Here is a 23,338-nt window from a genome sequence, read left to right as displayed (position 1 = left end):
GCTCCGGTGAACTGCTTGTACTCCAGTGCTTTCCCGCAGGATACGCGCAGACATCGAAGCGGGCTTTGGAAATGTCGATACCAACAACGGTAAGTTCCTGTATCATGGCCTTGCTCCCAGTCTTGTGGTGCGGGCGAAAGCCCGATCAACCGTTCGGGGTTAAAGGGAGCAGGCAGGGCCTTGCTTGATGTCGGCTCTTTCAAACCGGTGCGGAAATACGGCCTCCTGCCTGCATTGACCGGGATGCGCATCCCGGTCAATGCAACAAGTAAACCACATTTCGTCCACACAAGTGCGGGATGACGGAGGCTGGATGAAGCGCCCACCCCTCAATGCAAACCGAACACCTGCAACAATTCCTCGCGCTGGCGTACGAAGGCCGGTGAGCTGCGGTCGCGTGGGCGGGGCAGATCGATATCGATGATTCTCGGCTGTGCACCCTTTTCACGCGGAAGGATGAGGATGCGGTCGGCGAGATAGATCGCCTCTTCCAGATCATGGGTCACGAGAACGGTGGTCACGTCCTCTTCGCGCCAGATGCGCGCCAGTTCCTGCTGCATGCTGATTTTCGTCATAGCATCGAGTGCGCCGAGCGGTTCATCGAGGAGCAGGATTTCAGGCTGTACGGCCAGTGCGCGGGCAATGCCGACACGCTGTGCCATGCCGCCGGAAAGCTGTCGCGGATAGGCCGTTTCGAACTGCTGGAGGCCGACGAGATTGATATAGCGCTGCGCTCTCGTTTTTGCCTCGGCTTTCACAACGCCTTGGGTTTCCAGCCCGAAGGACACGTTTTCAAGAACGGTCAGCCATGGCAGCAGACGAGGTTCCTGGAAAATCACCGCCCGTTCAGATCCGACGCCATGCACGGCGTGTCCGTCGATCAGCACGTCGCCGCTATCAGCCTGTTCCAATCCCGCCAGAACGCGCAGAAGCGTTGTCTTGCCCGATCCGCTGGCACCGACGATAGCGAGGCTTTCGCCGGGCACGATCTTGAGATTGATGTCTTTCAGAACCTGAAGCGGCTTGCCGTTCAGGTGGTAGGACTTGGAGAGATGGCGGATCGCCACCTCCCCGCGAACGGCTTGCGCTTGCGTCATGCTGCGTCCTCAGTTGCTGGCTGTTTCAGGCGCGTAGAGAATGCTCTTGGCCGTGATCTGGCCTTCCTTGATCTTGCCTTCACGGGTCAGAATGTCGATCCAGAACTGCAGATCGCGGTCCACGGCCTTGCCACCCGGGCGCACGCCGTAACCCCGGAAGTATTGCGCAATGTCTGGGTTTTCACCGCGCTCTTCGAGCGCCTTTGCAAAAATCTTCTTCGTTTCCTCCGGGTGCTCGCGCGCGTAATCGAGAGCGCGCTGCGACTGCTCAACGAAGATTTTCGAGGCTTCAGGATGCTTTTTGGTAAAATCGCGGCGCAAAACGATGAAGCCACCAGCGATGTCACCAAGCACATCGGTATCGTCGAAGATCGGACGAATGCCGCCAGCGGCCTTGGCCTTGCCTTCAAACGTCGTCTGCCAGTAACCGAAAGCGGAAATGTCCACCTGCTTGGAGCGTAGGACCTGCTCGAGCTGTGGACCCGGCACGACGACCGGCTTTGCCGCATCCGTCGGCAGGTTCACCGAGTGTAGGGCTTCTCGGATGGTGTAGTCCAGATGCGCGCCAAGTGTATTGACCGCAATCGTCTTACCAGCGATGTCCTTGATATCCTTGATCGGGCTGTCGTCCAAAACATAAAAAACCGACTGAACCTCGTCATTGATACCGTTCGACGGAAAAGCGGCCACGAAATCATTACCGCCGATGATGGAGTTCAAAACGGCAGCAGTTGCGGCACTGCCGATCTCGACATCACCGGATGCCAGCGCAAACAGGGAAGCCGGACCACCCGTGGCATAGCCGACATTTTCCAAAGTGACACCGGTGCCTTTGAAATAGCCGAGCTCCTGGGCCAGTTCCTGGGCAGCAAGGCCGCCCTGGGTTGCGAGATAGCGGAATTTGACCTCTTCGGCGGCAGACGCGGCGGTGGCGAAACCGAAAATCACGGCAGCCGAAAGCAATAGCTTACGAGAATGAAAGCTCATGGATTTTTCCTTTGAGAAAGAGAATGTGTTTAGCTGATAGGCATCACTGCGAAGGCTGCGACCAGCGACAAAGCTTGCGTTGCAGAAGAACCAGCACCGCATTGGCCGCCAGCCCCAGCAGCGCCAGAAGAAGAATGGCGGCAAACATCAGCGGGATCTGGAAATTATACTGCGCATTCATGACCTGAAAACCGATACCCTTATTGGCACCGATCATTTCAGCAGCGATCAGAAGCAGCAAGGCCGTGGTCGCAGACAGTCGCAGGCCGACGAAGATTGCGGGTACGGAGGCAGGCAGAACGACGCGCCGGAAAATGGTGAGCGGACCGGCACCGTAGGTTCGCGCCATCTCGATCAGCTTGCCGTCCACTTCCTTGACGCCACCAATCGTGGACAGGAGGATAGGAAACAGGGTCGCCCAGAAGATCACGAAAACCTTCGACGCCTCACCAAGTCCCAGCAGCAGAATGAAAACCGGATACAGCGCAAGCGCCGATGTCTGGCGAAAGAACTGCAACAGCGGATCGAGCGCGCGCTCCACAGCCGCCACCTGCCCCATGAACAGACCCAACGGAATACCGATGATGACAGCCGCGGCAAAGGCGATGCCTGCACGTTGCAGACTGATGCCGATATCATCGATCAAAGCCCCGCTGGAAATGCCTTTCCAAAGCGCGCCGATGATAGCGTCGAGCGGAGGGAACACCGCCGGGTTGATCCAGCCGAAAACGCTGGAAATCTGCCAGGCGGCCAAAAAGCTGAGCACAAGACCGTAGCGGGAGAGGAACGGCCCGATCACGCCACGCACGATCTGACCCACCGCCAGCGCACGGTTTTCCGTCTGTCGATATTCAAGTGATCTCGGCAGAATGGCTTTCGCATCTTCAAATGACATCGTCGCGTCTCACTCTGCTGCCTGAACGACCGAACGTGCGGCAGTCCAGCGGTTGACGGGAAATGGCAGGCCCAGATTTTCGCGCAGTGTCGTACCTTCATATTCGGTTCTGAACAGGCCGCGTCGCTGCAGTTCGGGAATGACGAGATCGACGAAATCATCGAGCGCCGTCGGAAGCCATGGCGGCAGAATGTTGAAGCCATCCGCAGCCTCGTTCTCGAACCATTCCTGCAACGTGTCCACGATCGTCTCAGGCGTGCCGACGATGGTGAAGTGACCGCGCGCAGACGCGACCCACTGATAAAGCTGGCGAATGCTGAAATTGTTCTCGTCGGCGATCTTGCGAATGAGAGCCTGACGGCTCTTCATGCCTTCGGTCGGCGGCGCTGTCGGAAGCGGCCCGTCGAGATCATACCCGGTCAGATCAAGCGTTCCGCCCGTCAGACCGTTGAGCAGGCCAACTCCATCTTCCTCAAGAATCAGCGATGTCAGTTGCTCGTATTTTTCCTGTGCTTCCGCGAGGGTGCGCCCAACAAAAGGCGAAACGCCGGGCATGACGAGAATGTGGTTGGGATCACGGCCAAAGCCTCGCGCCCTTGCCTTGATGTCGCGGTAAAACTCCTGCGCGGTATCGATGTGCTGATGCGCGGTGAATATGACCTCGGCGGTCTGTGCCGCAAGACCACGTCCATCATCCGACTGACCAGCTTGCACGATGACCGGATGTCCCTGCGGGGAGCGAGACACGTTGAGCGGGCCACGAACCTGAAAATATTCGCCGCGATAATTCGCTTCATGCAGTTTGGAAGGTTCGTAAAAGACGCCGCTCTCCACGTCGCGCGTAAACGCATCATCCTCGAAACTGTCCCAGAGCGCTTTGACGACATCCACATGCTCGGCCGCACGTCGATAGCGGTCGGCATGCGGCAGCTGAGTCTGCCGATTGAAATTCTGTGCCGTCGGATCACCCGTGGTGGTCACCACATTCCAGCCTGCACGACCACCGGAGATCAGATCGAGCGACGCGAATTTGCGAGCGGTCGTATAGGGCTCTTCATATGTCGTGGAGGATGTGGCGATAAAGCCGAGGTTTTTGGTGAAAGGGGCAAGTGCGGAAAACAGGGTCGTCGGTTCAAAACCCGCCACACGGGCATTGCCTCCTTCCCGCGCGCCGCCATAACCAATTGCCAGATTGTCAGCGAGAAAATAGGCATCGAAAAGGCCACGTTCGGCAGTCAGCGCCAGTTGCTTGTGAAACTCGAGGCTGAGCGCGCCATCGGTGGGTTGATCCGGGTGTCGCCACGCAGCGATGTGCTGTCCACCACCCGGCAAAAAAGCCCCCAGCCTAATTTTTCGCGCCATGTCCTTCTCCCATATGGTCCTGCAAGCAATTGAAAGGAAAACGTTTTCCAGCCGATTGCCGAGACGCGCTCAGCAGAAACGGTGCCTGCTTGATATGGAAGAAGCCTACATTGTCTATTATTTCCGTATAGAAAATAGATTGCGTTGTTGCACGGTCAGCGGAATGATATTTGCGCATTTCGCTGTAAACGGAAAATAATTGCAAAGGGGTGTTGTTTGGAGTTTTTAATATCCATGCCGTCCTCATTCCTGTGCTCGTCACAGGAATCTAGTCAGCCCAAGTCTTTGGGCTGAGAAAAGGGCCTCGCCGCGCAGACGCGCGGCACCTGGAATCCTGTGACAAGCACAGGAATGAGGGGAGAAACCTACTCGTCCCCATCACCCTTATCCAGCTTGCCCTGGTCCAGCTCACGGGCGGCCTTGTCGTTCAAAGCGGAGGTGAGGTTCTTTTCGGCCTTGGTGCGGCCGAAGGTCAGGCGGTTTTGCTCCGCCTGCTTTTCCTTCTCATCGCGAGCCTTCTGCTTGCGAAACTGACGCAGATTCACGACACCGCCGGTCACGATTATCTCCCGTCTGCGCCAATGCGTTTGGCAATCACTTGTTCTTGCGGAAAGCGTCCAGAGAAACGACCGAACCGGCCTTCTTCTCTTCGTCAGGCTTGTCGTCGGTCGAAGCGACCTTGTTTTCGGCAGGCGCTGGATATGCGGTGATTTCCGCTTCCACGACTTCCTCTTCTTCCGCCAGGGGAACATCGAATTCGAGTTCGAAGTTCACCGAAGGATCGTAGAACCCGCGGATGGCATTGAAGGGAACAACCAGCTTTTCAGGCGTATCCGAGAAGGACAGACCGATTTCGAACTGCGTTTCCGTCACCTTCATGTCCCAGAACTGGTGCTGGATGACGATGGTCATCTGCTCGGCATATTTGGCCTTGAGGTGCTGCGAGATGCGCACACCCGGCGCGCCGGTCAAAAAGGTAATGAAAAAGTGGTGGTCACCGGGCAGCCGCGCGGTGGCTGCGACTTCGCTCAATACCTTGCGAATAACGCCGCGAAGGGCATCCTGTGCGAGAATGTCGTAACGGATATGATCCTGCCCCATGCGGTCCTGTCTTTCCTTATTCGAACGTCTTTTAACAAAGTATACGCAATGTCTTACATCGCAGCAACGGAAAAGCCCCGCGTCGCCCGAGTCATTTCATCTTTATAGCCAATTCAGGCGAAATGGAGAAGGTGGAGGTTTCTGTTGCCAGGTACCTCCGAACCCCGCCTTACGGGGCTAACCGTAAGGGCTTAAGTCGGAATTCCCACACCGCCATTAGGCAGCGAGAGCGTATTCCTTAGCGTTGTTGTCATTTGCAACTACACTTGTGACCCGATAACGGCGGTATCATGCCGAGCAAAAGTTCGATCTTTACACCCTTGTCGATCCTATTTCGCCCCCATCAAAAGCCGGCCCTTCCAAAGAAGTCGCCGGTTTTTGGTGGAGGCGCCGGGTACCGCCCCCGGGTCCAATAGGCTTATTCCATCGACCGTTTATCGCCATATCCGGATTTGCATCCGGCAAGGGTCATATAGGCGTTTAATGTCGCAGAGAAAAGGGGTTGGATGACAATTCCATGAAAGGTTGCGCGCAATTCTTGACGGAGCAACGCGGTTGGCACATTCTGCTTATCAAGCGGCACCTTAACAAGCGCCGTATAACGCGGAGAGGAGAGGACATGACGGACTATCTTACAGACGTGAAAATATACGACGCCAATGCTGATGAGGCGGTGGTGAACAAAATCGTAAAGCATCTGGGCATCGCCCTGCGCAATCGCGATTCGTCGCTCGTGTCGTCCTCAGACCCGGAAGAGCTTGAACGGGTAAAGACGAACTGGATCGGCAAGAAGCTTGGCGTAACCGGTCCCGATGCCGACAAGGCCGTGGAAGAAACCGTCGCCGCCATGAAGGCGGATCGCACGAAATCACGCGTGACCTTCTATTATCTCGTGGCCAAACACCTCGATAAGCTCGAAACCATCTGATTTCTGTGGGCGAGCCCACTCCCGACACTGGTTCCGCCGCCGCAAAAGCCTATAATAAGCGCTTACAAAGAATCGGCGGCGGACTGATATGAAGCAATATCTCGACCTTCTTGCGCATGTGATGGAAAACGGCACCAATCGTGGCGACCGCACCGGCACGGGTACGCGCTCTGTTTTCGGTTACCAGATGCGTTTCGACCTGTCGGAAGGCTTTCCGGTTCTCACCACCAAGAAGCTCCACCTGCGCTCCATCATTCACGAGCTGTTGTGGTTCCTGAAGGGTGAGACGAACATTGCCTATCTCAAGGAAAATGGCGTCTCCATCTGGGACGAATGGGCAGATGAGAACGGCGATCTCGGCCCGGTCTACGGCGCGCAGTGGCGCTCCTGGCCAGCGCCGGATGGCAACCATATCGACCAGATCGCACTTCTGATCGAAGGGTTGAAAACCAATCCGAACTCCCGCCGCCATATCGTATCTGCCTGGAACCCTGCGCTGGTGGATGATATGGCGCTGCCACCCTGCCATTGCCTGTTCCAGTTTTATGTCGCGGACGGAAAGCTGTCCTGCCAGCTCTACCAGCGTTCGGCCGATATCTTCCTCGGCGTACCGTTTAACATTGCGTCCTATGCACTGCTGACGCTAATGGTGGCGCAGGTCACTGGCCTCAAGCCTGGCGACTTCGTCCACACACTGGGTGACACTCATATCTATTCGAACCATTTCGAGCAGGCCGAGTTGCAAATGAAGCGCACACCAAAAGCGCTGCCGACCATGCGGCTCAACCCTGATGTCACCAGCATTTTCGATTTCAAGTTCGAGGACTTCACGCTGGAACATTACGAGGCCGATGCCTCCATCAAGGCACCGATTGCTGTATAATAGCAAAAATCGCCTTGCTCCATCGGTATCGGCGCACTAAGCAATCACCTTCGAAATGAAGCATTGTCTGGTGCGTTTATATAATGAAAAAAAACCCTCCCAGAGTTAGGATGCCTTCGGTCGCCTCGATCGTGGCGCGGAGCTATCCTGATCAAATAATCGGGATCGAAAATACTCTTCCCTGGCATTTAAGAACTGATCTGCAGCTCTTCAAAAAAAGAACTCAAGGACACGCTGTGATCATGGGTCGAAAGACCTTTGAATCGATTGGGAAACCTCTCCCGAACAGATCGAACATCATCTTATCGCGAACGGAGCCAGAATTTCTTAAGGAATTTAAAGGCTTGAAATGGGCGCGAGACCCACACACCGCTCTATTTTTAGCGGATATCGATTCCATAATTTCTGGAAAAATGGAATTTTTTGTTATCGGGGGAGAGCAAATCTACTCTGTCTTCCATCACTTATTAAACAGGATATTTGTTACAGACGTATTTTGCGGACATATCAACGGCGACGCAAAATTTGAAATAAACTTCGACGCACGCAAGGGCAATAAAAGGTCCGAGTGGATTATAAAAAAAGAAGAGGAATATAAGAAGTCGGAATTTGACGAGTTCCCATTCCGCGTCACCGAATACAGGCGCCGAGTACCAGAGCATAGATATCGCGTTAAGGAAGAGCTCATGGGCAGAGCACCTGATATCGAAAAATTCTGGGAGCAATACGAGCTCAAGTTCAGGGGGATCAACGAGGACGACGCTGCCCAGCTGGATTTTTTCGATTAGATTCGTACCTTAGATCAAGTTGCGGATGCGTGTATCGAACTATTTACCGTGATTGGGTATTAAGTTACCGCCTCTGCGTTGAAACAGACCGCTCTCCTACTTATAACTGACCTATATTCCCGCCTGACATGCGAAAGCCTGTTTGAGAGGAAGCGGGAGAGTTTTTAGCATAAGAGGTATGGATGCCCTGGAGCAATCAGAATGGTGGCGGCGGTGGCGGCGGTGGCCCTTGGGGCGGCGGCGGCAACAACGGCGGCGGTGGGGGAAATAACCAAGGTGGACCTTGGGGCCAGGGACCGAACCGTCCACGTGGTGGCGGTGGTGGCGGCAATGGTGGCCCGCCCGATTTGGAAGAAATCATCCGTCGCAGTCAGGACCGTTTTAGAAACGTGCTTCCGGGCGGCGTCAATGGTGGCGTTATCGCCATTCTGGTTCTCATCGTTCTAGCCTTTGTCGGCATTCAGTCAGTCTACACCGTGCAGCCGGATGAACGTGGCGTAGAGCTGCGCTTCGGCAAGCCGAAGGACGTCGTGTCAGGTCAGGGTCTTCACTTCCTGCTGTGGCCGATCGAAACCGTCGAAATCGTCAAGATCAGAGAACAGCAGCTGAACATCGGCGCGCGGCCAACGGGCTCGACCACGAATGCTGCGTCTACGGGTGTGATGCTGACGGGTGACCAGAACATCGTGAATGTTCAGTTCTCCGTTCTTTATTCCATCACAGATGCCAAGTCCTACCTGTTCAACGTGGAAGCGCCGAGCGAAACCCTGCAACAGGTTTCCGAAAGCGCGATGCGTGAAATCGTCGGACGTCGTCCAGCCCAGGATATTTTCCGCGACAACCGTCAGCAGATCGCTGCCGATGTGCGGACCATCATCCAGAACACCATGGATGGCTACGGCGCTGGCATTTCCGTCAATGCAGTCGCCATCGAAGACGCGGCACCACCGCGTGAAGTTGCCGACGCCTTTGACGAGGTACAGCGTGCCGAGCAGGACGAAGACCGTTTCGTCCAGGAATCCAACCAGTACGCCAACCAGAAGCTTGGTGCGGCGCGTGGTCAGGCAGCCCAGATCGTCGAAGAGGCAAACGGTTACAAGAGCCGTGTCGTCAACGAGGCACAGGGCGAAGCCCAGCGCTTTATCTCGATCTACGATCAGTATAGCAGCGCGCCGGAAGTAACCCGTCAGCGCATGTTCATCGAAACGATGGAGCAGGTTCTCAAGGGATCCAACAAGATCATCATCGATGAAAAGCAGGGCGTGATGCCGTATTTGCCTCTTAATGAGTTGATGCGTAACAACCCCAATGCGGCACCGCGGGGAGGCAACTGATATGAGCAATCGTCTTACATCCGTCCTCATCGGCTTCGCCGTGCTTCTGTTCCTCGGTTACTTCTCCACCTTCGTCGTGAACGAGCGCCAGCAGGCTGTCGTCCTGCGGTTCAACGAAATTCACGACGTGAAAAGCGAACCGGGTATCTACTTCAAACTGCCCTTCCCCTTCATGCAGGCGGACCGGGTGCAATATATCGAAAAGCGGGCTCTCCGGCTCGATTACGATAACATCCGTGCGCAGGTCTCAGGCGGCAAGTTCTACGAAGTCGATGCTTTCCTCGTCTATCGCATCACCGATGCGCGCCGCTTCCTGATGAATGCGGGTGACCAGGAATCCGCAGAGCTTCGTCTGCGGACCCGTCTCGATGCGTCGTTGCGTCGCGTCTACGGTCTGCGTGGTTTCGAATCTGCACTGTCCGACGCACGCGCCTCGATGATGCAGGAAGTTCGTGACGATCTGCGTCCAGATGCGGAATCTCTCGGCCTCAGCATCGTGGACGTTCGCATTCGTCGCACCGATCTTACGCAGGAAGTGTCGCTCGACACGTTCAAGCGGATGCGTTCCGAAAGACTGGCAGAGGCGGAACTGATCCGCGCCCGTGGTAACGAAGAAGCACAGCGTCGTCGTGCTATTGCCGACCGTCAGGTTGTCGAGCTGGAATCCGACGCCAGCCGTCAGTCAGAAGTCCTTCGCGGTGAAGGCGACGCGGAACGCAACCGGATATTCGGTGAAGCCTTCCAGCGCGATCCAAGCTTCTTCGAGTTCTACCGCTCGATGAGCGCCTATGCCAGCGCCCTGACAGGTACAGGCACCACGCTGGTTCTATCTCCGGACTCGCCGTTCTTCCGTTATTTCAACGATATCAACGGCGCATCCCCGCGGCCAACACCGCCAGCAGCACCCGCTGCTCCGGCGAACTGAGGTCGATAATATTGAATGAAAAGGGCCGGTGGAAACACCGGCCCTTTTGCTATTTTGCGCTGGCGTATCGAACGGATCGTCTTGCATAAGAAAATCGATTTTTTAACGTTACGGAGAGAGTGTTGAACATCAGCGAGATACCATTCGGCACCACGGACTGGTCGGAGGTCGAGCCGACGCACCATGCGGGCGAGACCGGAAGTGCTACATGGCGCACACGCCATTTCGGCAATATCCGCGTTCGCATGGTGGAGTACACGCCGGGATATCTTGCCGATCACTGGTGTACCAAAGGCCATATTCTGCTGTGTCTGGACGGCGAACTGAACACCGAATTGGACGACGGTCGCACCTTCGTACTCAAAGCTGGCATGAGCTATCAAGTGGCCGATAATGCCGAGCCGCACCGCTCCTCGACCACATCGGGAGCCAGACTTTTCATCGTTGATTGCTCTTTGTGAAGCATCGCCACGCTTTAGTCGTGGATGAACAACGGGATTTGTGCCTCAATCACAAAAAGGTATTTCTACGCTTCATCATTCCGCCTTATGCTTGGCTATTAAACTTGAAGCCAAGTTTGCAAGATACGAGGACGCCGTATGCCCGTCACCACTCTTTCGCCTCTCCGCAGCAGCATCGCCGCCATGGCGGGACTTGCGATCATCGCAGGCGGGCTCGCTGTTCCGGTCAGCGCAAGAGCGCAGAGCAATGGCCCTGCATCGGTTGCAGATCTCGCCGCCCCACTTATGGATGCGGTGGTGAATATCTCGACGTCGCAAAGCGTGAAGGCTGAAGGCAAAGGCCCTACCCCGCCGAAGATTCCCGAAGGCTCTCCCTTTCAGGAATTCTTCAAGGATTATTTCGACAATCAGAAACCCGACAATGGCGGCAAGGTCAGTTCGCTGGGCTCCGGTTTCGTCATCGATCCCGCTGGTTACGTCGTCACCAACAACCACGTCATCGAAGGTGCCGATGATATCGAAGTCATTTTCCCCAATGGCAACAAGCTGAAAGCAAAGCTTGTCGGCACCGACACCAAGACCGACCTTTCGGTTCTGAAAGTCGAGCCGAAAGCGCCGTTGAAAGCCGTCAAGTTTGGCGATTCCCGTGCCATGCGCATCGGGGACTGGGTCATGGCCGTGGGCAACCCCTTCGGTCTCGGCGGCTCACTCAGCGTCGGCGTCGTTTCAGCGCGCGGCCGTAATATCAATGCTGGCCCCTACGACAACTTCATTCAGACCGATGCCGCCATCAACAAGGGCAACTCCGGTGGCCCGCTGTTCAACATGAAGGGCGAGGTTATCGGCATCAACACGGCCATCATCTCGCCAAGCGGCGGCTCCATCGGCATCGGCTTTTCCGTACCGACAGAGCTTGCGCAGAACATCGTCCAGCAACTGATCGAATTCGGTGAGACACGGCGCGGCTGGTTGGGCGTTCGCGTTCAGCCCGTCACCGACGACATTGCCGCAAGCCTTGGCATGGACGCGGCCCGCGGCGCACTGATTTCAGGCGTCGTAAAGGGCGGTCCGGTCGAAAACGGACCGATCCAGCCGGGTGACGTGGTGCTGACCTTCGATGGCAAGGACATCCACGAAATGCGCGACCTGCCCCGCGTCGTCGCGGAAAGCCCGGTCGGCAAGGAAGTCGACGTCGTGGTTCTGCGCGACGGCAAGGAGCAGACTGTGAAGGTCAAGCTTGGCCAATTGCAGGATAGCGCCGAAGAACAGCAGCCCGGTGCCGGTAGTGACGATGCGATGCCTGACGACGGCGAGATGGCTGAGCCCAATGAAAACGGCAAGGACCAGCCGGAACAGCAGCAACCATCGGAAGAGCGCGAAGCTCCCCAGACCGTTCTGGGCATGAATCTCGTAGCCCTGACCGCTGAACTGCGCACCGAAAAAGGCATCGCAGAAAGCGTCGAAGGTGTCTTGGTGGCCAACGTCGAGCCGGGCTCGGTTGCCGAGCAGAAGGGCGTCAAGCCAGGCGATGTAATTGTCGAAGTCGGACAGGATTTCATGGAAGTCCCCGGCGATGTGCTGGTACGCGTCAACGGCCTGAAATCCGCCGGCCGTAAGAACGCCCACATGATGGTTGCAGACGCCCAGGGCAACCTGCGCTTCGTCGCGGTTCCACTCGAATAGTTTCAGTGGCCGTTGCAAAATGAGGCGGGAAATTCCCGCCTCGCCTTTACCGGGAGATGAACCGACGGCGGAACCTACCCGGGAGGGAGGGCGTTACTGAACGCTAGCAGAGTGAAGCAGATTCAAAAACATACGCTTAGGCACGAACCCTGAATCAAACTGACAGCACGTTGAATCAGTTTGGAAAGCCACAGAGTTGATCCGCAAGCACTCCACCACCCTCCACGGCCACCGCACCAGCATCTCTCTCGAAGATGCCTTCTGGGACGAGTTGCGCATCATCGCCGAAAAGCGAAAAATCAGCTTCGCCGCGTTGCTGGCAGAAATCGACGATAAGCGTCCCGAAGGCAGCAATCTTTCATCATCGTTGCGTGTTTATGTGCTCAACTGGTTGAAGAGCCAATAGCGAAGCCATTTTCAAGAATGAACATCACCAGAGTTTTGGTATTTATCAAGGCTGCATGTTTCGCCCACCATGCGGATGCCCGCGAAACCATGTTCGCCAGAAATCGTAGCTCCGTGAACAAAATTTATTAATATTATCTCTCTATCCAAGATAGATGAATTCTCCAAATTAAAGAATTATCCGCTTTTCCTTTGACCGCGTTCAAATATTTAAAAGGTTATTTTCATGGTCACCGCCGTTTCCGGCTCATCAACAGCTTCTACAGTTCTATCATCCGCATCTACGACATCATTATCGTCGGCAGATGTCGCTGCGTTGAACGCAAAAATTGCCTTAAAGCAATCCGAACTCGCGAAAACGGAAGATAAGGACGATGCCGAGGCACTAAAAAGTGCAATCGCGGAATTGCAGGCAGAGCTTAAGGCGCTTCAGACAACCAAAACAACATCTTCGACCCAAACCGAGGCCCCCGCGAAGCCTGAAGGAACAAAGGATATCGACGAGGAAAAAACTCTTTCAGGTGAAAGCGAGAGGATCGGAACAAAAAACTTCGCGGAAGATACTCCATTTGGAAGCCGCGAAATGTGGCTCTGATGAGCAACATCCGAAACGAGGACTGACCAGCTCAGTCCTCTATGTCTACCGTCATGGGGTTGCAGTATTAGAGGGCTGGCGGAAGAGATCGCCGGTTGGAGGGACGGTCAGCACCGGGTCGGGTTGCGGTTTGGGCTGCGCTTCCTGCTGACGCTTCAATCGTTCCTGAGATGCTTTTTCGGCCTCTAACCGTTCTTGCGCCATTGCGCGCAAATGATCTTCTTCTTGCTTGCGCATCTGCTCCGCTGCCGCCGCACGTTCGAGTGCAGCCTGCCGTTCGGTTGCCTGGAAGCGGTAGAGAGCCACTTCACGGCGCAGGCGTTGCTTTTCCATAATGCTGGCCTGCAATGCCTCGACGCGGCGGCGTTCGCGCTCGAAGGACCGCATGGAAAGATAGGCCGTCAGACCCGAGACATCGGTTGTCAGCGCGGGCTTGGCCAACGGACCTGTGTAGTTCAGCCGGATCGAGGGTTCAGCACCTGCCAGTTCTTCCGTACCGGGATTGAACAGCAGATCGATGCCGCCTGTCATCGTGTCGCCTGCGAGATCAAGAGCGAGATCGCCATTGAAAGACAGCTGCGGTGTCTTGGCCGCGACATTCTGCATACGCAGACTTCCATCGCCAAGTGTAAACGGCATGGCGACTTCACCCAGCGGGATTTCGCCCTTCCAGAGTTCAGCGTCGACCAGCGGGCGAACCTTCGCTGCATCGATCGAGCCTTGAATGTCGTTTGCCGCCTTGAGCCACGGCTGGAACGCAGCTTGGTTCAACCCGCGCAGAACCAGCCCGCTAGTGCGGATTTCACCGGAGCCGCCTGCCGAAGACAGAAGCTCGCTCATGCTTTTGCCTGTCGCTTCCGCTGTCAGATCCAATGCGAAACGGCCGCTTGCGACAGGTGTCTCGCCGCTCTTCCACATCACGGATTCAGGATTGGCGGCGGAAACGGCAATCTTGGTGCGGAAGATGCCTGCCCCCTCGCCCGTCGCCATGGACAGGCGGCCGGACACTTTGCCCCCCATCCAGTCGCCCGCCATATTATCAAGCGACAGCATTCCATTTGCGTGGTTGAACGCAAAGGACAGACCGGTGGCAGTGCCGAAAGAACCCGTATCGAAATTGGCAGCTTTGACGTTCACGGAAGCATCGAGCTTGGGAAAGGCCGGAAGCGAAACCGGCTTAGCGCTAAGCGCGCCGGTTTCCGGGTCGATGACCGGCCCGTAAATCGTATCACCCAGCCAGGCGAGATCGATGTTATTCAGCGAAAGATCGCCCGTCACCTTGTAGGGAGCGGCCTTCAGAACGGACATATTGCCGGAAAAAGCATTGCCGCCCGCCTGCCCCGAAAGATTGGCGAATGTGGCTTTGTCCTTATCCACGGAAAGCTTGGCATTGGCCTTGGTCGACATGCCACCACCCAGTTGCGGCAATCCGACGGCGTTCATGATGAGATAAGGCTCGATATCGGCGCTTTCCAGCGCGACGTCCGCATTACCCTCTGCGAAATTCGCGGCCTTCAGAGAGAAACTTCCATTCGCGGAAAAATGCGTGCGCTCCGTCGAGAACCGGAAATCGGTCTGTACCGGCGAGCCCAGCGAACCGTTGAGCTTCAGCGACAACAACCCCTCGCCGTCTGCATCGAACGGCAATGGATCAAGTCCGGCCTGTCCGAAGAGAATGGCTGTCGACTGGTTCTTCAACACCGCTTCCAGCGTCAGCGCGGTATCGTCATTGTCAGAGAGAACGTCGGGCAGCTTGGCCACGGCGGAGACACGGCTGCCGTTGATGGTGCCTGATACGGCCGCGTTCGCCCCGCCCGCATTGCTATCGACCGAGAGGTCCACTGCGATATCGGAATTCGCGTACCAGGGCGCACTTCTGACGAGACGGTCCAGGGCCGGATGGGATGGCAATTTCTGGCGCAGCAAATCGAAAACCGGCTGCATGTCCGTCGCATGAAGATTGACGGTGCCCTTGCCCGCAAACTCCTTGAGCGAGCCTTTCAACTGGCCTTTGGCTCGCACTTCTGCACCGGCAATGTCACCTGCCGTCATCGTATCCAGAGACAGAACGCCGCCTGCCATGGTGAAGGCGGTTTCCACGCGGTTGGCGGTCACGCCAGCCATATTGAAACGGTCGGCCTTGAACTTTGCCGCAATGCGGTGGTCCATTATGGAGCTACCGACCTGATCGCCAAGCACGAGACCGCCCAGTGCCCGCAGGGCATCGATATCGATTTCGTCACCGGCAAGATCGATATCGATGCTTGCACCCTTGTCGATGGACTGGCGCTCCAGACGCCCGTGGAGTGTTGCCTGCCCAATGGCAAGCTCGAGATTTTCAAAACGCTGGGCCTGCGTCGTCAACGACACCGTAGACGAAAAGCCGGCAGCGTTCAGTTGTCGGATCGCCGGATCGACCGTGCCGGACAGCCAGTTGGCAAGACCGGATGGTTGATTGGAGGCGACCAGCAGATCGCCATTGAACGCCGGACCACCGGTCAGCGTCAGAGAACCCTTTGCCTCGAGCTGTGTGCGACCAGGCAACACGGCAACCGCATTTTCAACCTGCCAGCCTGCACCGTTGGGTCGAACATCCAGACGGATATCGCGGATGGTCGTGTCATCAGAGACAAGCGCCGGAAGCCGAATGCTGGCCTTGCCGGGAACCTGCGGCACCGGAATGCGGGCAATCAGGCTCGCAAAGGCCTCGATGCGCTGACGCACGGGAACCGTCGGCACGCGTGACGTCTTGCCCGTCTGTACCTGTGCTGGCGCAAAACGGTTGAAATCGATCTGCTGGCCATCGGCCGTCAACAGAAACTCAGGTGCCGTGCCCGTGTCGAGCGTTGCTTCACCGGTGATGACATAGGGGTTTTCAGTGCCGCCCAACTCCATGCGATAGCTTGGCACACGTACACGCCCGTTGGTCAGCTCGAAGCTGCCGCGAGTGCGCGGCGCTGAAACCATCGGCTGGGCGTTCTGCTGCTTCTGCTTGTCGTCCTGGCGGAAATTGAAGGTGAACGAGCCGCTATAGACGGGCGGCCTTCCGTTGCTGCAATCGCGCCATCCAGATCGATCTCGACAGGATGTTCATCCGGCAACATGCGAAGACGAAGGCCCATGCGCCCGGCGGCAGAATCCGGCTCGCTGCTGGAAAGAGAAAACGAACCGGCATGGCCATCGACTGCCGCCCGGCCATCCGCCCGCCATGGACCGGCGAGAGACTTTGCCGACATATCGGCCGTCAGCCCCGTAACGGTGCGGTTGCGGCCGGATTGCTCGTCGATGAATTCGATCTGCCCGCCTTCGATGCTGACATTTTCCAGAACGACGGTTTTTGCAGGAATGACCGCACGGCTTCCGCGGGTCCAATCCAGCGTGCCGTCCTTCAAAAGTCTGATCTTGGCCTTCGGCTCCTCGATGCGCATGTCGAAGATGCGCGCTTCGCCCGACAGGAAAGGTGCCAGCTCCGCATCCATGGAAAAGCGGGCAACCTGAATTTGCGGCGAACCATCGGCATCCATACCGGCGCGCACGTCATGCATCGTCACGGAAGGAAACGGCAGCAAACGCGCCTCGACACGCCCGTGTACGACGACCTTCTTGCCGATGATGCGGCTCGCCTGATCTTCGAAGTTACGTCGAAAATCCGTCCAGTCGATGAAATAGGGTATAAGCAGCGCTGCAAACAGCGCTACGACCAACAGTCCGCCCAGAATAACCAATATGCGTCCGAGCACGACTTCGCGTCTCCCTTAACCGACGATGAAAACTATCTTTTTTCCCTGACAGAGCAAGCGCCATTTCAGGTTTCACGTCACATTCCTACGCATTATCGACGCGAAAAAGCTTGCCCGGATTGAAGATGTTATCCGGATCAAGTGACCGCTTGATGGCAACCATCGTATCCAGCGCATTTCCGACCTCCTCCGCCAGAAAGCTCATCTTCCCCTGCCCTATGCCATGTTCGCCGGTACAGGTGCCATCCATGCTGATCGCCCGGCGGTTCAGCCGCGCCACAAAGGCTTCGGTATTGGAAACGCTTGCCGCATCTTTGCCATCGAACAGCACAAGAACGTGGAAGTTCCCGTCGCCCGCGTGACCGACGATCGGGGCGAGCATGCCATTATCGATGATGTCCTGCTGCGTCTGCGTCACGCATTCCGCAAAGCGGGAAATCGGCACGCAGACATCCGTCGAGAGCACATCGAGATGTGGTGCCAACGCCTTTGACGCCCAGTAGGCATCGTGCCGCGCCTTCCACAGCTTGGCGCGCTCCTGCGCGTCACCGGTCCAGCGAAATTCGCCGCCGCCGCACTCCGCCACGATCTCGGAAAACTGCTGAGATTGCAGCGCTGTCGTCTCTTCCGTGCCGTGAAATTCCAGAAACAGTGTCGGCTTTTCCTCATAGGAAAGCCCGGAATAGGCGTTGCAGGCGCGGATCTGCACCTCATCGAGAAGCTCTATCCGCGCAACTGGAATGCCCATCTGCACGGTCATGATGACCGCATCGCAGGCAGCCTTGACCGTATCGAAGGTGCAGACACCGCCGGCGATCTTTTCAGGAATACCTTGCAGCCGTAGTGTCACTGACGTGATAAGCCCAAGCGTGCCTTCCGCGCCGACGAAAAGCCGGGTCAGGTCATATCCGGCAGAGGATTTGCGCGCGCGCCGACCGGTGCGGATTTCCTCGCCATTGGCCGTAACCACCGTCAAGGCCAGCACGTTGTCCTTCATCGTACCATAGCGCACGGCATTGGTGCCGGAAGCGCGGGTGGAGGCCATGCCGCCGATGGAGGCATTGGCACCGGGATCGATGGGGAAGAACAGGCCGGTATCGCGCAGATAGGTGTTGAGCTGCTCTCGTGTCACGCCGGGCTCGACGGTGACGTCCAGATCTTCGGCATTGACGGAAATGATGCGGTTCATGCGGGTGAAATCGACCGAAATACCGCCTCTGGGTGCGTTGACCTGGCCCTCTAGCGAGGAGCCGACGCCAAAGGCAATCACGGGAACCTTGTGCTGCGCACAGGCTTTGACCACGGCTTTCACATCATCGGTGGTCTCGGCAAACACCACGCCGTCTGGCAATTGCGTGGTCAGATATGTCGTCGTGTGGGCATGCTGTTCGCGAAAGGACTGGCCGGTTTGAAGCTTGTCGCCCAGCTGTTGTTTCAGAACTTCGAGAACGGCGGCAATACCCGCCTCGTTTCTCGTTCCAGAGACGACATCCTTCAAAGCCATGATTTTCTCCAACACAATGCAAAACCGGACTCACCATTGAAGGTAAGCCCGGTTGGTATGTGACACGACCTTGTGTTTGTCCAGCACTGCCGTTTCGAGAATGGAGTGCTTAAGAGCACATCATTCTGCGGCCAGCAGCGGTTTGTCTTCCTCGATTGCCCTGCGGCGGATCGCCGTTTCCAGCTCGCGGTGCAGACGGATTTCCGCATCCGCCTGTGGCTTGGCGAAACGCGCCAGCAGAAGGTAGGACACCGGCGTGATGTAAAGCGTCACCAATGTCGCAAAACCCAGACCGCCGACGATGACCCAGCCAAGCGCGATACGCGCTTCGGCACCGGCACCCTGCGCAAGAACCAAGGGAACACCGCCCAGAATGGTGGCGATCATGGTCATCATGACGGGACGTAGACGGATGCTGCAAGCCTTGTCGATCGCCTCGCGCACCGTTGCCCCCTGATCGCGCAGATGGTTGGCAAATTCCACGATCAGAATACCGTTCTTCGCCATGACGCCGACCAGAAGCACGAGCCCGATCTGGCTGTAAACATTGAGGCTGGAGCCAGTGAACAGCAGGGCGATGACCGCGCAGGCCAGTCCGAGCGGAACCGTCGACATGATGATGACGGAACTCAAAACGCTCTCGAACTGCGCCGCCAGCACAAGGAAGATGATGGCAATGGCAAAGCCGAAGGTGAGCAGCATGCCGCTGGAGTTTTCCTGCAACGTCGCCGCTTCACCCAGAGGCAAGAGACGCGCGCCTGCCGGCATGATGGAGCCCGCCAGTTCATTGACCTTGGCAACGGCATCGCCCAGCGAAACACCTTCCTTGAGGTTTGCGGTAAAGCCGACCGATGGTAGCTGCTGCTCGCGGTTGAGCTGCGGCGAAACGGCCGTTTCCTTGAGGGACGCGATCACCGACATCGGCACCATGCGCCCGTCTTTGGCTTTCAGAAAGATGTTTTCGAGATCGGTCGGATCGTTGATGGGACGCGTGGACGACAGCAGTCGCACAGGAATAGCATCGCCATCCACGAACACATCAACAATGGAACGGCCTTCGAGCAGCGATTGCATGGCGTGCGAAAGTCCAGTGATATCAATGCCGAGATCGGAAGCCCGCTCGCGATCGATGGAGACGGACAATTGCGCCTGGTTCGGCTCATTGTCGAAACGTGGCGTGTCGAACAGACCGCTTTCTTCCATCGAAAGAAGAAGCTTCTGGGTGGATTCGGTCAGCGCCTGATAGTTGGTACCGATCATCGCCATGCTGAGACCGTTGCCAGCACCACGAATGCGCAGGCTGTTGGGCTGAGACGCTGAGGCGCGAAGGCCCGGCACCGTCTGCGCGGCGGCATTCACGTCCTGTGCAATCTGGTTCTGGGTCCGCTCGCGGTCCGCCCATGGTGCCAGGGTCAGCACCACGAAGCCGGTATTGGAGGAACCGTTCATACCAGTGATCGAATAAATATTCCGGATCTCACCATTGTCGCGCAGCGGCTGCAGGTTTTCTTCGATTCGCTGCAGCTGATCGCGCGTGTATTCAAGGCTGACGCCCTGTGGGGCCGTAACGCGCAACACCACCGAAGAGCGGTCTTCGCGCGGCGTCAATTCGTTCTGCACCATGCCGAACGCAATCCACGACACACCGGCAAAAGCGAGTGCGACGATGACGACGATCAACGGATTGTTGAGGCAGGCGGACAGCGTGCTCTTATATGTCGAAGCAAACAGTTTTCCGAACCAGGCCAGCGGCCCGGTCTGTTCCTGAACGCCATTTTTCAGCATGCGTGATGCCAACATCGGGCACAGCGTGAGCGCAACGATAGAGGAGAGGCCCACCGCAAAAGCCAGCACGAAGCCGAATTCGCGGAACAGGCCACCCAACTGACCTGGCAGGAAGGACAGCGGAATGAACACGGCGGCGAGCGTTGCCGTCGTGGCAATGACCGCAAAGAAAACCTCCTGCGTACCCAGAACGGCTGCGGCGCGTGGCCCCATGCCTTCGGCCCGGCGGCGCACGATGTTTTCCAACACGACGATGGCGTCATCCACCACCAGACCCGTGGCCAGAACGATGGCGAGAAGCGTCAGAATATTGATAGAAAAACCGACCATGTAGATCGCGACAATCGTACCGATCAAGGCAACCGGCATGGTGATGGCCGGAATGAGCGTTGCGCGCCAATCACGGAAGAAGAGATACAGAACCACAACGACGATGAGAGCGGAAAGACCCAGCGCAAGCTGCACCTCGTGCAACGCACCTTCGATGAACACCGCGTCGTCGCTGGTAATGACGATGCGGGTGTTTTCCGGCAGGTTGGGTGCCATCGCTGCAACGGCGGCTTTTATCCCAGTCGAAATGTTCAGCGTGTTCGATTGCGCCTGACGGATGACACCGAGACCGACGCCCTGCACACCGTTGGAGCGCAGCGAGGTGGTTTCATCATCCGCACCCAGCATGACGCTGGCCACATCGCGAAGGCGCACGCGGTCCTTGACGATAAGATTTTCGAATTCGGCAGGTGTTGTCAGGCTGGCGGTGGCCCGGACCACGATATCCTGCGTCGAGCTTTTGAGCGAACCCGCCGGAACGTCGAGTGCGGCGGTGCCCAGCGCATTGGAAACATCCGTGACCGTCAGCCCACGGCTTGCAAGCGCGCCCTGATCGAGATCGATACGGAAAACCTTTTCCTGGTCGCCGGAAAGCTCCACGTCGGCCACGCCATCCACGGCGGCCAGACGGTCGATGATCTCGTCATCGACAAGCTTGGTCAGGTCTTCCATGCTGAGGCTTGAGGAGGTGACGGCCAGACGCATGATGGGCTGGCTATCGGAATCGGCCTTGATGATCTGCGGTTCGTCGGCATCATCAGGCATCTGGTTGGTAATGCGGCCGATGGCATCGCGCACATCGTTCGAGGCGACGGCAATATCGACATTGTCGTTGAATTCCATCGTCACGCGGCTGGTGCCGAACTGCGATGCAGAGGAGATGGACTTCACACCACTAACGCGTGCCACCGCGCCTTCGATGGTCTGTGTCACTTCCTGGTCGATGGTCTGCGGCGATGCGCCGTCATAGGTCGTGCGCACGGTGATGACAGGACGGTCCACGTCCGGCAACTCACGTACATCGACGCCGACAAGGGCAGCAAGACCGGCAACCACCAGAAGCGTATTGATGACCGCAGCCAGAATGGGACGCCGGACGAAGAGCGCCGTAAAAGCGAGTTTGGAGTCATTTCCACCGGGAGGCGTCTGCGCTGTCATCGGCTGGCGACCTCCGGTGCTTTCTTCTGGCCAGCAGTGCGAACGGCCCCACCCTCACGCACGCGCTGCAAGCCTTCTATGACGATGGGATCATCCTGGGCCAGTTCCGCCTTGACAAGCACGGAATCCGGGTTGCGCTGAACGACCTGAACACGCACCTTATGCGACTTGTCATCCTTAACGCGCCAGACATAAGACCCTTCGGCATCCCACTGCACGGCCAGCGGATCGACGGACGGGAAGTTTTCACCGGTAAAGCCCATGGTCACGGCAAAGGACATGCCCGCGCGCAGGGCATCATTGGCGTTATCGAACACCGCGCGCACACGAATCGTACGGCTTGCCTCATCGACGCGGTTGTCTATGGCTTCGACCTGGCCCTTGAACGTCTCGCCGGGACGCGAAATAGAGGTCGCCTCCACCGGCATGCCGACCTTGATGGCCGTGGTGAAACGCTCGGGTGCCCAGAAGTTGACGAGGATTTTGGTGCGATCGTCTATGCTGACAATGCTGGTCTGTGTCGTTGCGTTGTCACCGATGTTGATGGCGACGATACCGGCAATGCCATCGATGGGCGCAACGATATTGCGACGCTTGAAATTCAGCTCAGCCGTGCTAACCGCCAGCTTTGCAGCTTCTTCGGCAATCTGCGCATCCAGCACGTCCAGCCGTGCCACGGAACGCAGGTTGCGGTAGGACGTCGATTTTTCGACCGCACTTCTCAAGGCGACCTGTGCTTTTTCACGCTCGATCAGCTGCTCGTCATCATCCAGCCGTGCCAGCACCTCGCCCTTTTTGACGCTTTGGCCGGAGGAAACGAGAATTTCGGAAATCAGGCCGGATGCCTGCGGCGTGACAACAACGGACTGGATGGCCTCGCCATTGCCGATGGCGTTCATGCGGTCATTGACCGTGCCTGTCTTGACCGGCGCAAGTGAGACCAGCGTGGCGTTGTTGCCTCTGCCACCGCCCTGCCCGCGCGGTGCACCGCCAGCAGGTGCCGAACCGGCAGACTGGGCAGCAGGTGTTTCAGCGCTGACAAGGCCCGCTTTGGCAAGCACATTTCTGCCGTCCGTGGACATGAACGCCCACAGACAGACACCAGCGCCCAACACAGCCAGACTGACACCAACCTGCTTCCAAACCTGCATACACTTCTCCGAATTGATACTTGTAACCGCTGCATTTCAATGAAATTTCGGCCGCTCATACATTACGCGGCAGTATGTTTGCTGGCCATAAACAACGCAACGCACAAATCCGTTTCTTACATAATTGTAATTTGCGACGCTTTTCTAAAACTGGACCCGAATACGTCGTTAATAACACTATAACCTGTACATGGTTGCCAGGGCCAAGCAAAGTTCAACCCGGCTC

General features: G+C 57.0%; 18 protein-coding genes, 1 other RNA gene and 1 pseudogene. 9 read left to right on the top strand and 11 right to left on the bottom strand.

What is annotated here, in order from left to right:
* Window positions 1-329 precede the first annotated feature (329 nt).
* The 7 genes from DSM25558_RS24650 to ssrA form a co-directional block, all read right to left on the bottom strand.
* Window positions 330-1,097 (bottom strand): ABC transporter ATP-binding protein, encoded by a 768-nt coding sequence (locus DSM25558_RS24650; protein ID WP_077107277.1) that lies wholly within the window; start codon window positions 1,095-1,097, stop codon window positions 330-332.
* 9 nt (window positions 1,098-1,106) lie between these two features.
* Entirely contained in the window at window positions 1,107-2,084 is a 978-nt protein-coding gene (locus tag DSM25558_RS24645) for an ABC transporter substrate-binding protein (protein WP_077107276.1), read from the bottom strand.
* Between the two features lie 43 nt (window positions 2,085-2,127).
* A complete protein-coding gene (locus DSM25558_RS24640; RefSeq protein ID WP_077107275.1) occupies window positions 2,128-2,979 on the bottom strand; it encodes an ABC transporter permease in 852 nt (283 codons plus the stop codon).
* Between the two features lie 9 nt (window positions 2,980-2,988).
* On the bottom strand, window positions 2,989-4,341 hold the full coding sequence (locus DSM25558_RS24635) for an LLM class flavin-dependent oxidoreductase (protein WP_077107274.1): 1,353 nt from the start codon (window positions 4,339-4,341) through the stop codon (window positions 2,989-2,991).
* A gap of 365 nt (window positions 4,342-4,706) precedes the next feature.
* Entirely contained in the window at window positions 4,707-4,901 is a 195-nt protein-coding gene (locus tag DSM25558_RS24625) for a DUF4169 family protein (RefSeq protein ID WP_077107273.1), read from the bottom strand.
* Between the two features lie 34 nt (window positions 4,902-4,935).
* Complete coding sequence (locus DSM25558_RS24620) at window positions 4,936-5,442, bottom strand: SspB family protein (RefSeq protein ID WP_077107272.1); 507 nt, start codon at window positions 5,440-5,442, stop codon at window positions 4,936-4,938.
* Window positions 5,443-5,572: 130 nt separating this feature from the next.
* Window positions 5,573-5,944: a transfer-messenger RNA gene (ssrA, locus tag DSM25558_RS24615) on the bottom strand.
* A gap of 117 nt (window positions 5,945-6,061) precedes the next feature.
* Here ssrA and DSM25558_RS24610 point away from each other — a divergent pair.
* The 9 genes from DSM25558_RS24610 to DSM25558_RS24570 all read left to right on the top strand — a co-directional run bounded on the left by DSM25558_RS24610 (window position 6,062) and on the right by DSM25558_RS24570 (window position 13,444).
* Window positions 6,062-6,370 (top strand): DUF2853 family protein, encoded by a 309-nt coding sequence (locus tag DSM25558_RS24610; protein ID WP_077107279.1) that lies wholly within the window; start codon window positions 6,062-6,064, stop codon window positions 6,368-6,370.
* A gap of 88 nt (window positions 6,371-6,458) precedes the next feature.
* Entirely contained in the window at window positions 6,459-7,253 is a 795-nt protein-coding gene (locus DSM25558_RS24605) for a thymidylate synthase (RefSeq protein WP_077107271.1), read from the top strand.
* A gap of 83 nt (window positions 7,254-7,336) precedes the next feature.
* The gene (locus DSM25558_RS24600; protein ID WP_083716647.1) at window positions 7,337-8,041 is read left to right on the top strand and encodes a dihydrofolate reductase; all 705 of its coding nucleotides are present in this window, start codon (window positions 7,337-7,339) and stop codon (window positions 8,039-8,041) included.
* Between the two features lie 182 nt (window positions 8,042-8,223).
* A complete protein-coding gene (gene hflK / locus DSM25558_RS24595; RefSeq protein WP_077107269.1) occupies window positions 8,224-9,375 on the top strand; it encodes an FtsH protease activity modulator HflK in 1,152 nt (383 codons plus the stop codon).
* A gap of 1 nt (window position 9,376) precedes the next feature.
* Window positions 9,377-10,300: a protease modulator HflC gene (gene hflC / locus DSM25558_RS24590; protein WP_077107268.1), complete on the top strand. Its 924-nt coding sequence runs from the start codon at window positions 9,377-9,379 to the stop codon at window positions 10,298-10,300.
* A gap of 122 nt (window positions 10,301-10,422) precedes the next feature.
* Window positions 10,423-10,761 (top strand): DHCW motif cupin fold protein, encoded by a 339-nt coding sequence (locus tag DSM25558_RS24585; protein ID WP_077107267.1) that lies wholly within the window; start codon window positions 10,423-10,425, stop codon window positions 10,759-10,761.
* Between the two features lie 138 nt (window positions 10,762-10,899).
* Window positions 10,900-12,444, top strand: coding sequence for a Do family serine endopeptidase (locus DSM25558_RS24580; RefSeq protein ID WP_077107266.1), 1,545 nt, complete (start codon window positions 10,900-10,902; stop codon window positions 12,442-12,444).
* 196 nt (window positions 12,445-12,640) lie between these two features.
* Window positions 12,641-12,850: a ribbon-helix-helix domain-containing protein gene (locus tag DSM25558_RS24575; protein WP_077107265.1), complete on the top strand. Its 210-nt coding sequence runs from the start codon at window positions 12,641-12,643 to the stop codon at window positions 12,848-12,850.
* 225 nt (window positions 12,851-13,075) lie between these two features.
* Complete coding sequence (locus DSM25558_RS24570; protein WP_077107264.1) at window positions 13,076-13,444, top strand: hypothetical protein; 369 nt, start codon at window positions 13,076-13,078, stop codon at window positions 13,442-13,444.
* 51 nt (window positions 13,445-13,495) lie between these two features.
* Here the strand turns inward: DSM25558_RS24570 and DSM25558_RS24565 are convergent.
* From DSM25558_RS24565 to DSM25558_RS24550, 4 genes and pseudogenes are all read right to left on the bottom strand, one after another.
* Window positions 13,496-17,184, bottom strand: a pseudogene (locus DSM25558_RS24565) (AsmA-like C-terminal region-containing protein).
* A gap of 85 nt (window positions 17,185-17,269) precedes the next feature.
* On the bottom strand, window positions 17,270-18,688 hold the full coding sequence (locus DSM25558_RS24560; RefSeq protein ID WP_077107263.1) for an FAD-binding oxidoreductase: 1,419 nt from the start codon (window positions 18,686-18,688) through the stop codon (window positions 17,270-17,272).
* A 120-nt stretch (window positions 18,689-18,808) separates the two neighbouring features.
* A complete protein-coding gene (locus DSM25558_RS24555; protein ID WP_077107262.1) occupies window positions 18,809-21,961 on the bottom strand; it encodes an efflux RND transporter permease subunit in 3,153 nt (1,050 codons plus the stop codon).
* Complete coding sequence (locus tag DSM25558_RS24550; RefSeq protein ID WP_077107261.1) at window positions 21,958-23,112, bottom strand: efflux RND transporter periplasmic adaptor subunit; 1,155 nt, start codon at window positions 23,110-23,112, stop codon at window positions 21,958-21,960. The genes DSM25558_RS24555 and DSM25558_RS24550 overlap by 4 nt, the downstream gene beginning before the upstream one ends.
* Between the last annotated feature and the right edge of the window lie 226 nt (window positions 23,113-23,338).

The organism is Agrobacterium sp. DSM 25558 (assembly GCF_900100825.1).
Taxonomy (GTDB): Bacteria; Pseudomonadota; Alphaproteobacteria; order Rhizobiales; family Rhizobiaceae; genus Agrobacterium.
This window is presented reverse-complemented; position numbering and strand designations above follow the sequence as displayed.

Coding starts and splice junctions, on each gene's coding strand:
- DSM25558_RS24635 (WP_077107274.1), bottom strand. CDS start 4,341: ATGGCGCGAAAAATTAGGCTGGGGGCTTTTTTGCCGGGTGGTGGACAG.
- DSM25558_RS24550 (WP_077107261.1), bottom strand. CDS start 23,112: ATGCAGGTTTGGAAGCAGGTTGGTGTCAGTCTGGCTGTGTTGGGCGCT.
- DSM25558_RS24610 (WP_077107279.1), top strand. CDS start 6,062: ATGACGGACTATCTTACAGACGTGAAAATATACGACGCCAATGCTGAT.
- DSM25558_RS24570 (WP_077107264.1), top strand. CDS start 13,076: ATGGTCACCGCCGTTTCCGGCTCATCAACAGCTTCTACAGTTCTATCA.
- DSM25558_RS24555 (WP_077107262.1), bottom strand. CDS start 21,961: ATGACAGCGCAGACGCCTCCCGGTGGAAATGACTCCAAACTCGCTTTT.
- hflK (WP_077107269.1), top strand. CDS start 8,224: ATGCCCTGGAGCAATCAGAATGGTGGCGGCGGTGGCGGCGGTGGCCCT.
- DSM25558_RS24640 (WP_077107275.1), bottom strand. CDS start 2,979: ATGTCATTTGAAGATGCGAAAGCCATTCTGCCGAGATCACTTGAATAT.
- DSM25558_RS24580 (WP_077107266.1), top strand. CDS start 10,900: ATGCCCGTCACCACTCTTTCGCCTCTCCGCAGCAGCATCGCCGCCATG.
- DSM25558_RS24600 (WP_083716647.1), top strand. CDS start 7,337: ATGAAAAAAAACCCTCCCAGAGTTAGGATGCCTTCGGTCGCCTCGATC.
- DSM25558_RS24650 (WP_077107277.1), bottom strand. CDS start 1,097: ATGACGCAAGCGCAAGCCGTTCGCGGGGAGGTGGCGATCCGCCATCTC.
- DSM25558_RS24620 (WP_077107272.1), bottom strand. CDS start 5,442: ATGGGGCAGGATCATATCCGTTACGACATTCTCGCACAGGATGCCCTT.
- hflC (WP_077107268.1), top strand. CDS start 9,377: ATGAGCAATCGTCTTACATCCGTCCTCATCGGCTTCGCCGTGCTTCTG.
- DSM25558_RS24560 (WP_077107263.1), bottom strand. CDS start 18,688: ATGGCTTTGAAGGATGTCGTCTCTGGAACGAGAAACGAGGCGGGTATT.
- DSM25558_RS24605 (WP_077107271.1), top strand. CDS start 6,459: ATGAAGCAATATCTCGACCTTCTTGCGCATGTGATGGAAAACGGCACC.
- DSM25558_RS24645 (WP_077107276.1), bottom strand. CDS start 2,084: ATGAGCTTTCATTCTCGTAAGCTATTGCTTTCGGCTGCCGTGATTTTC.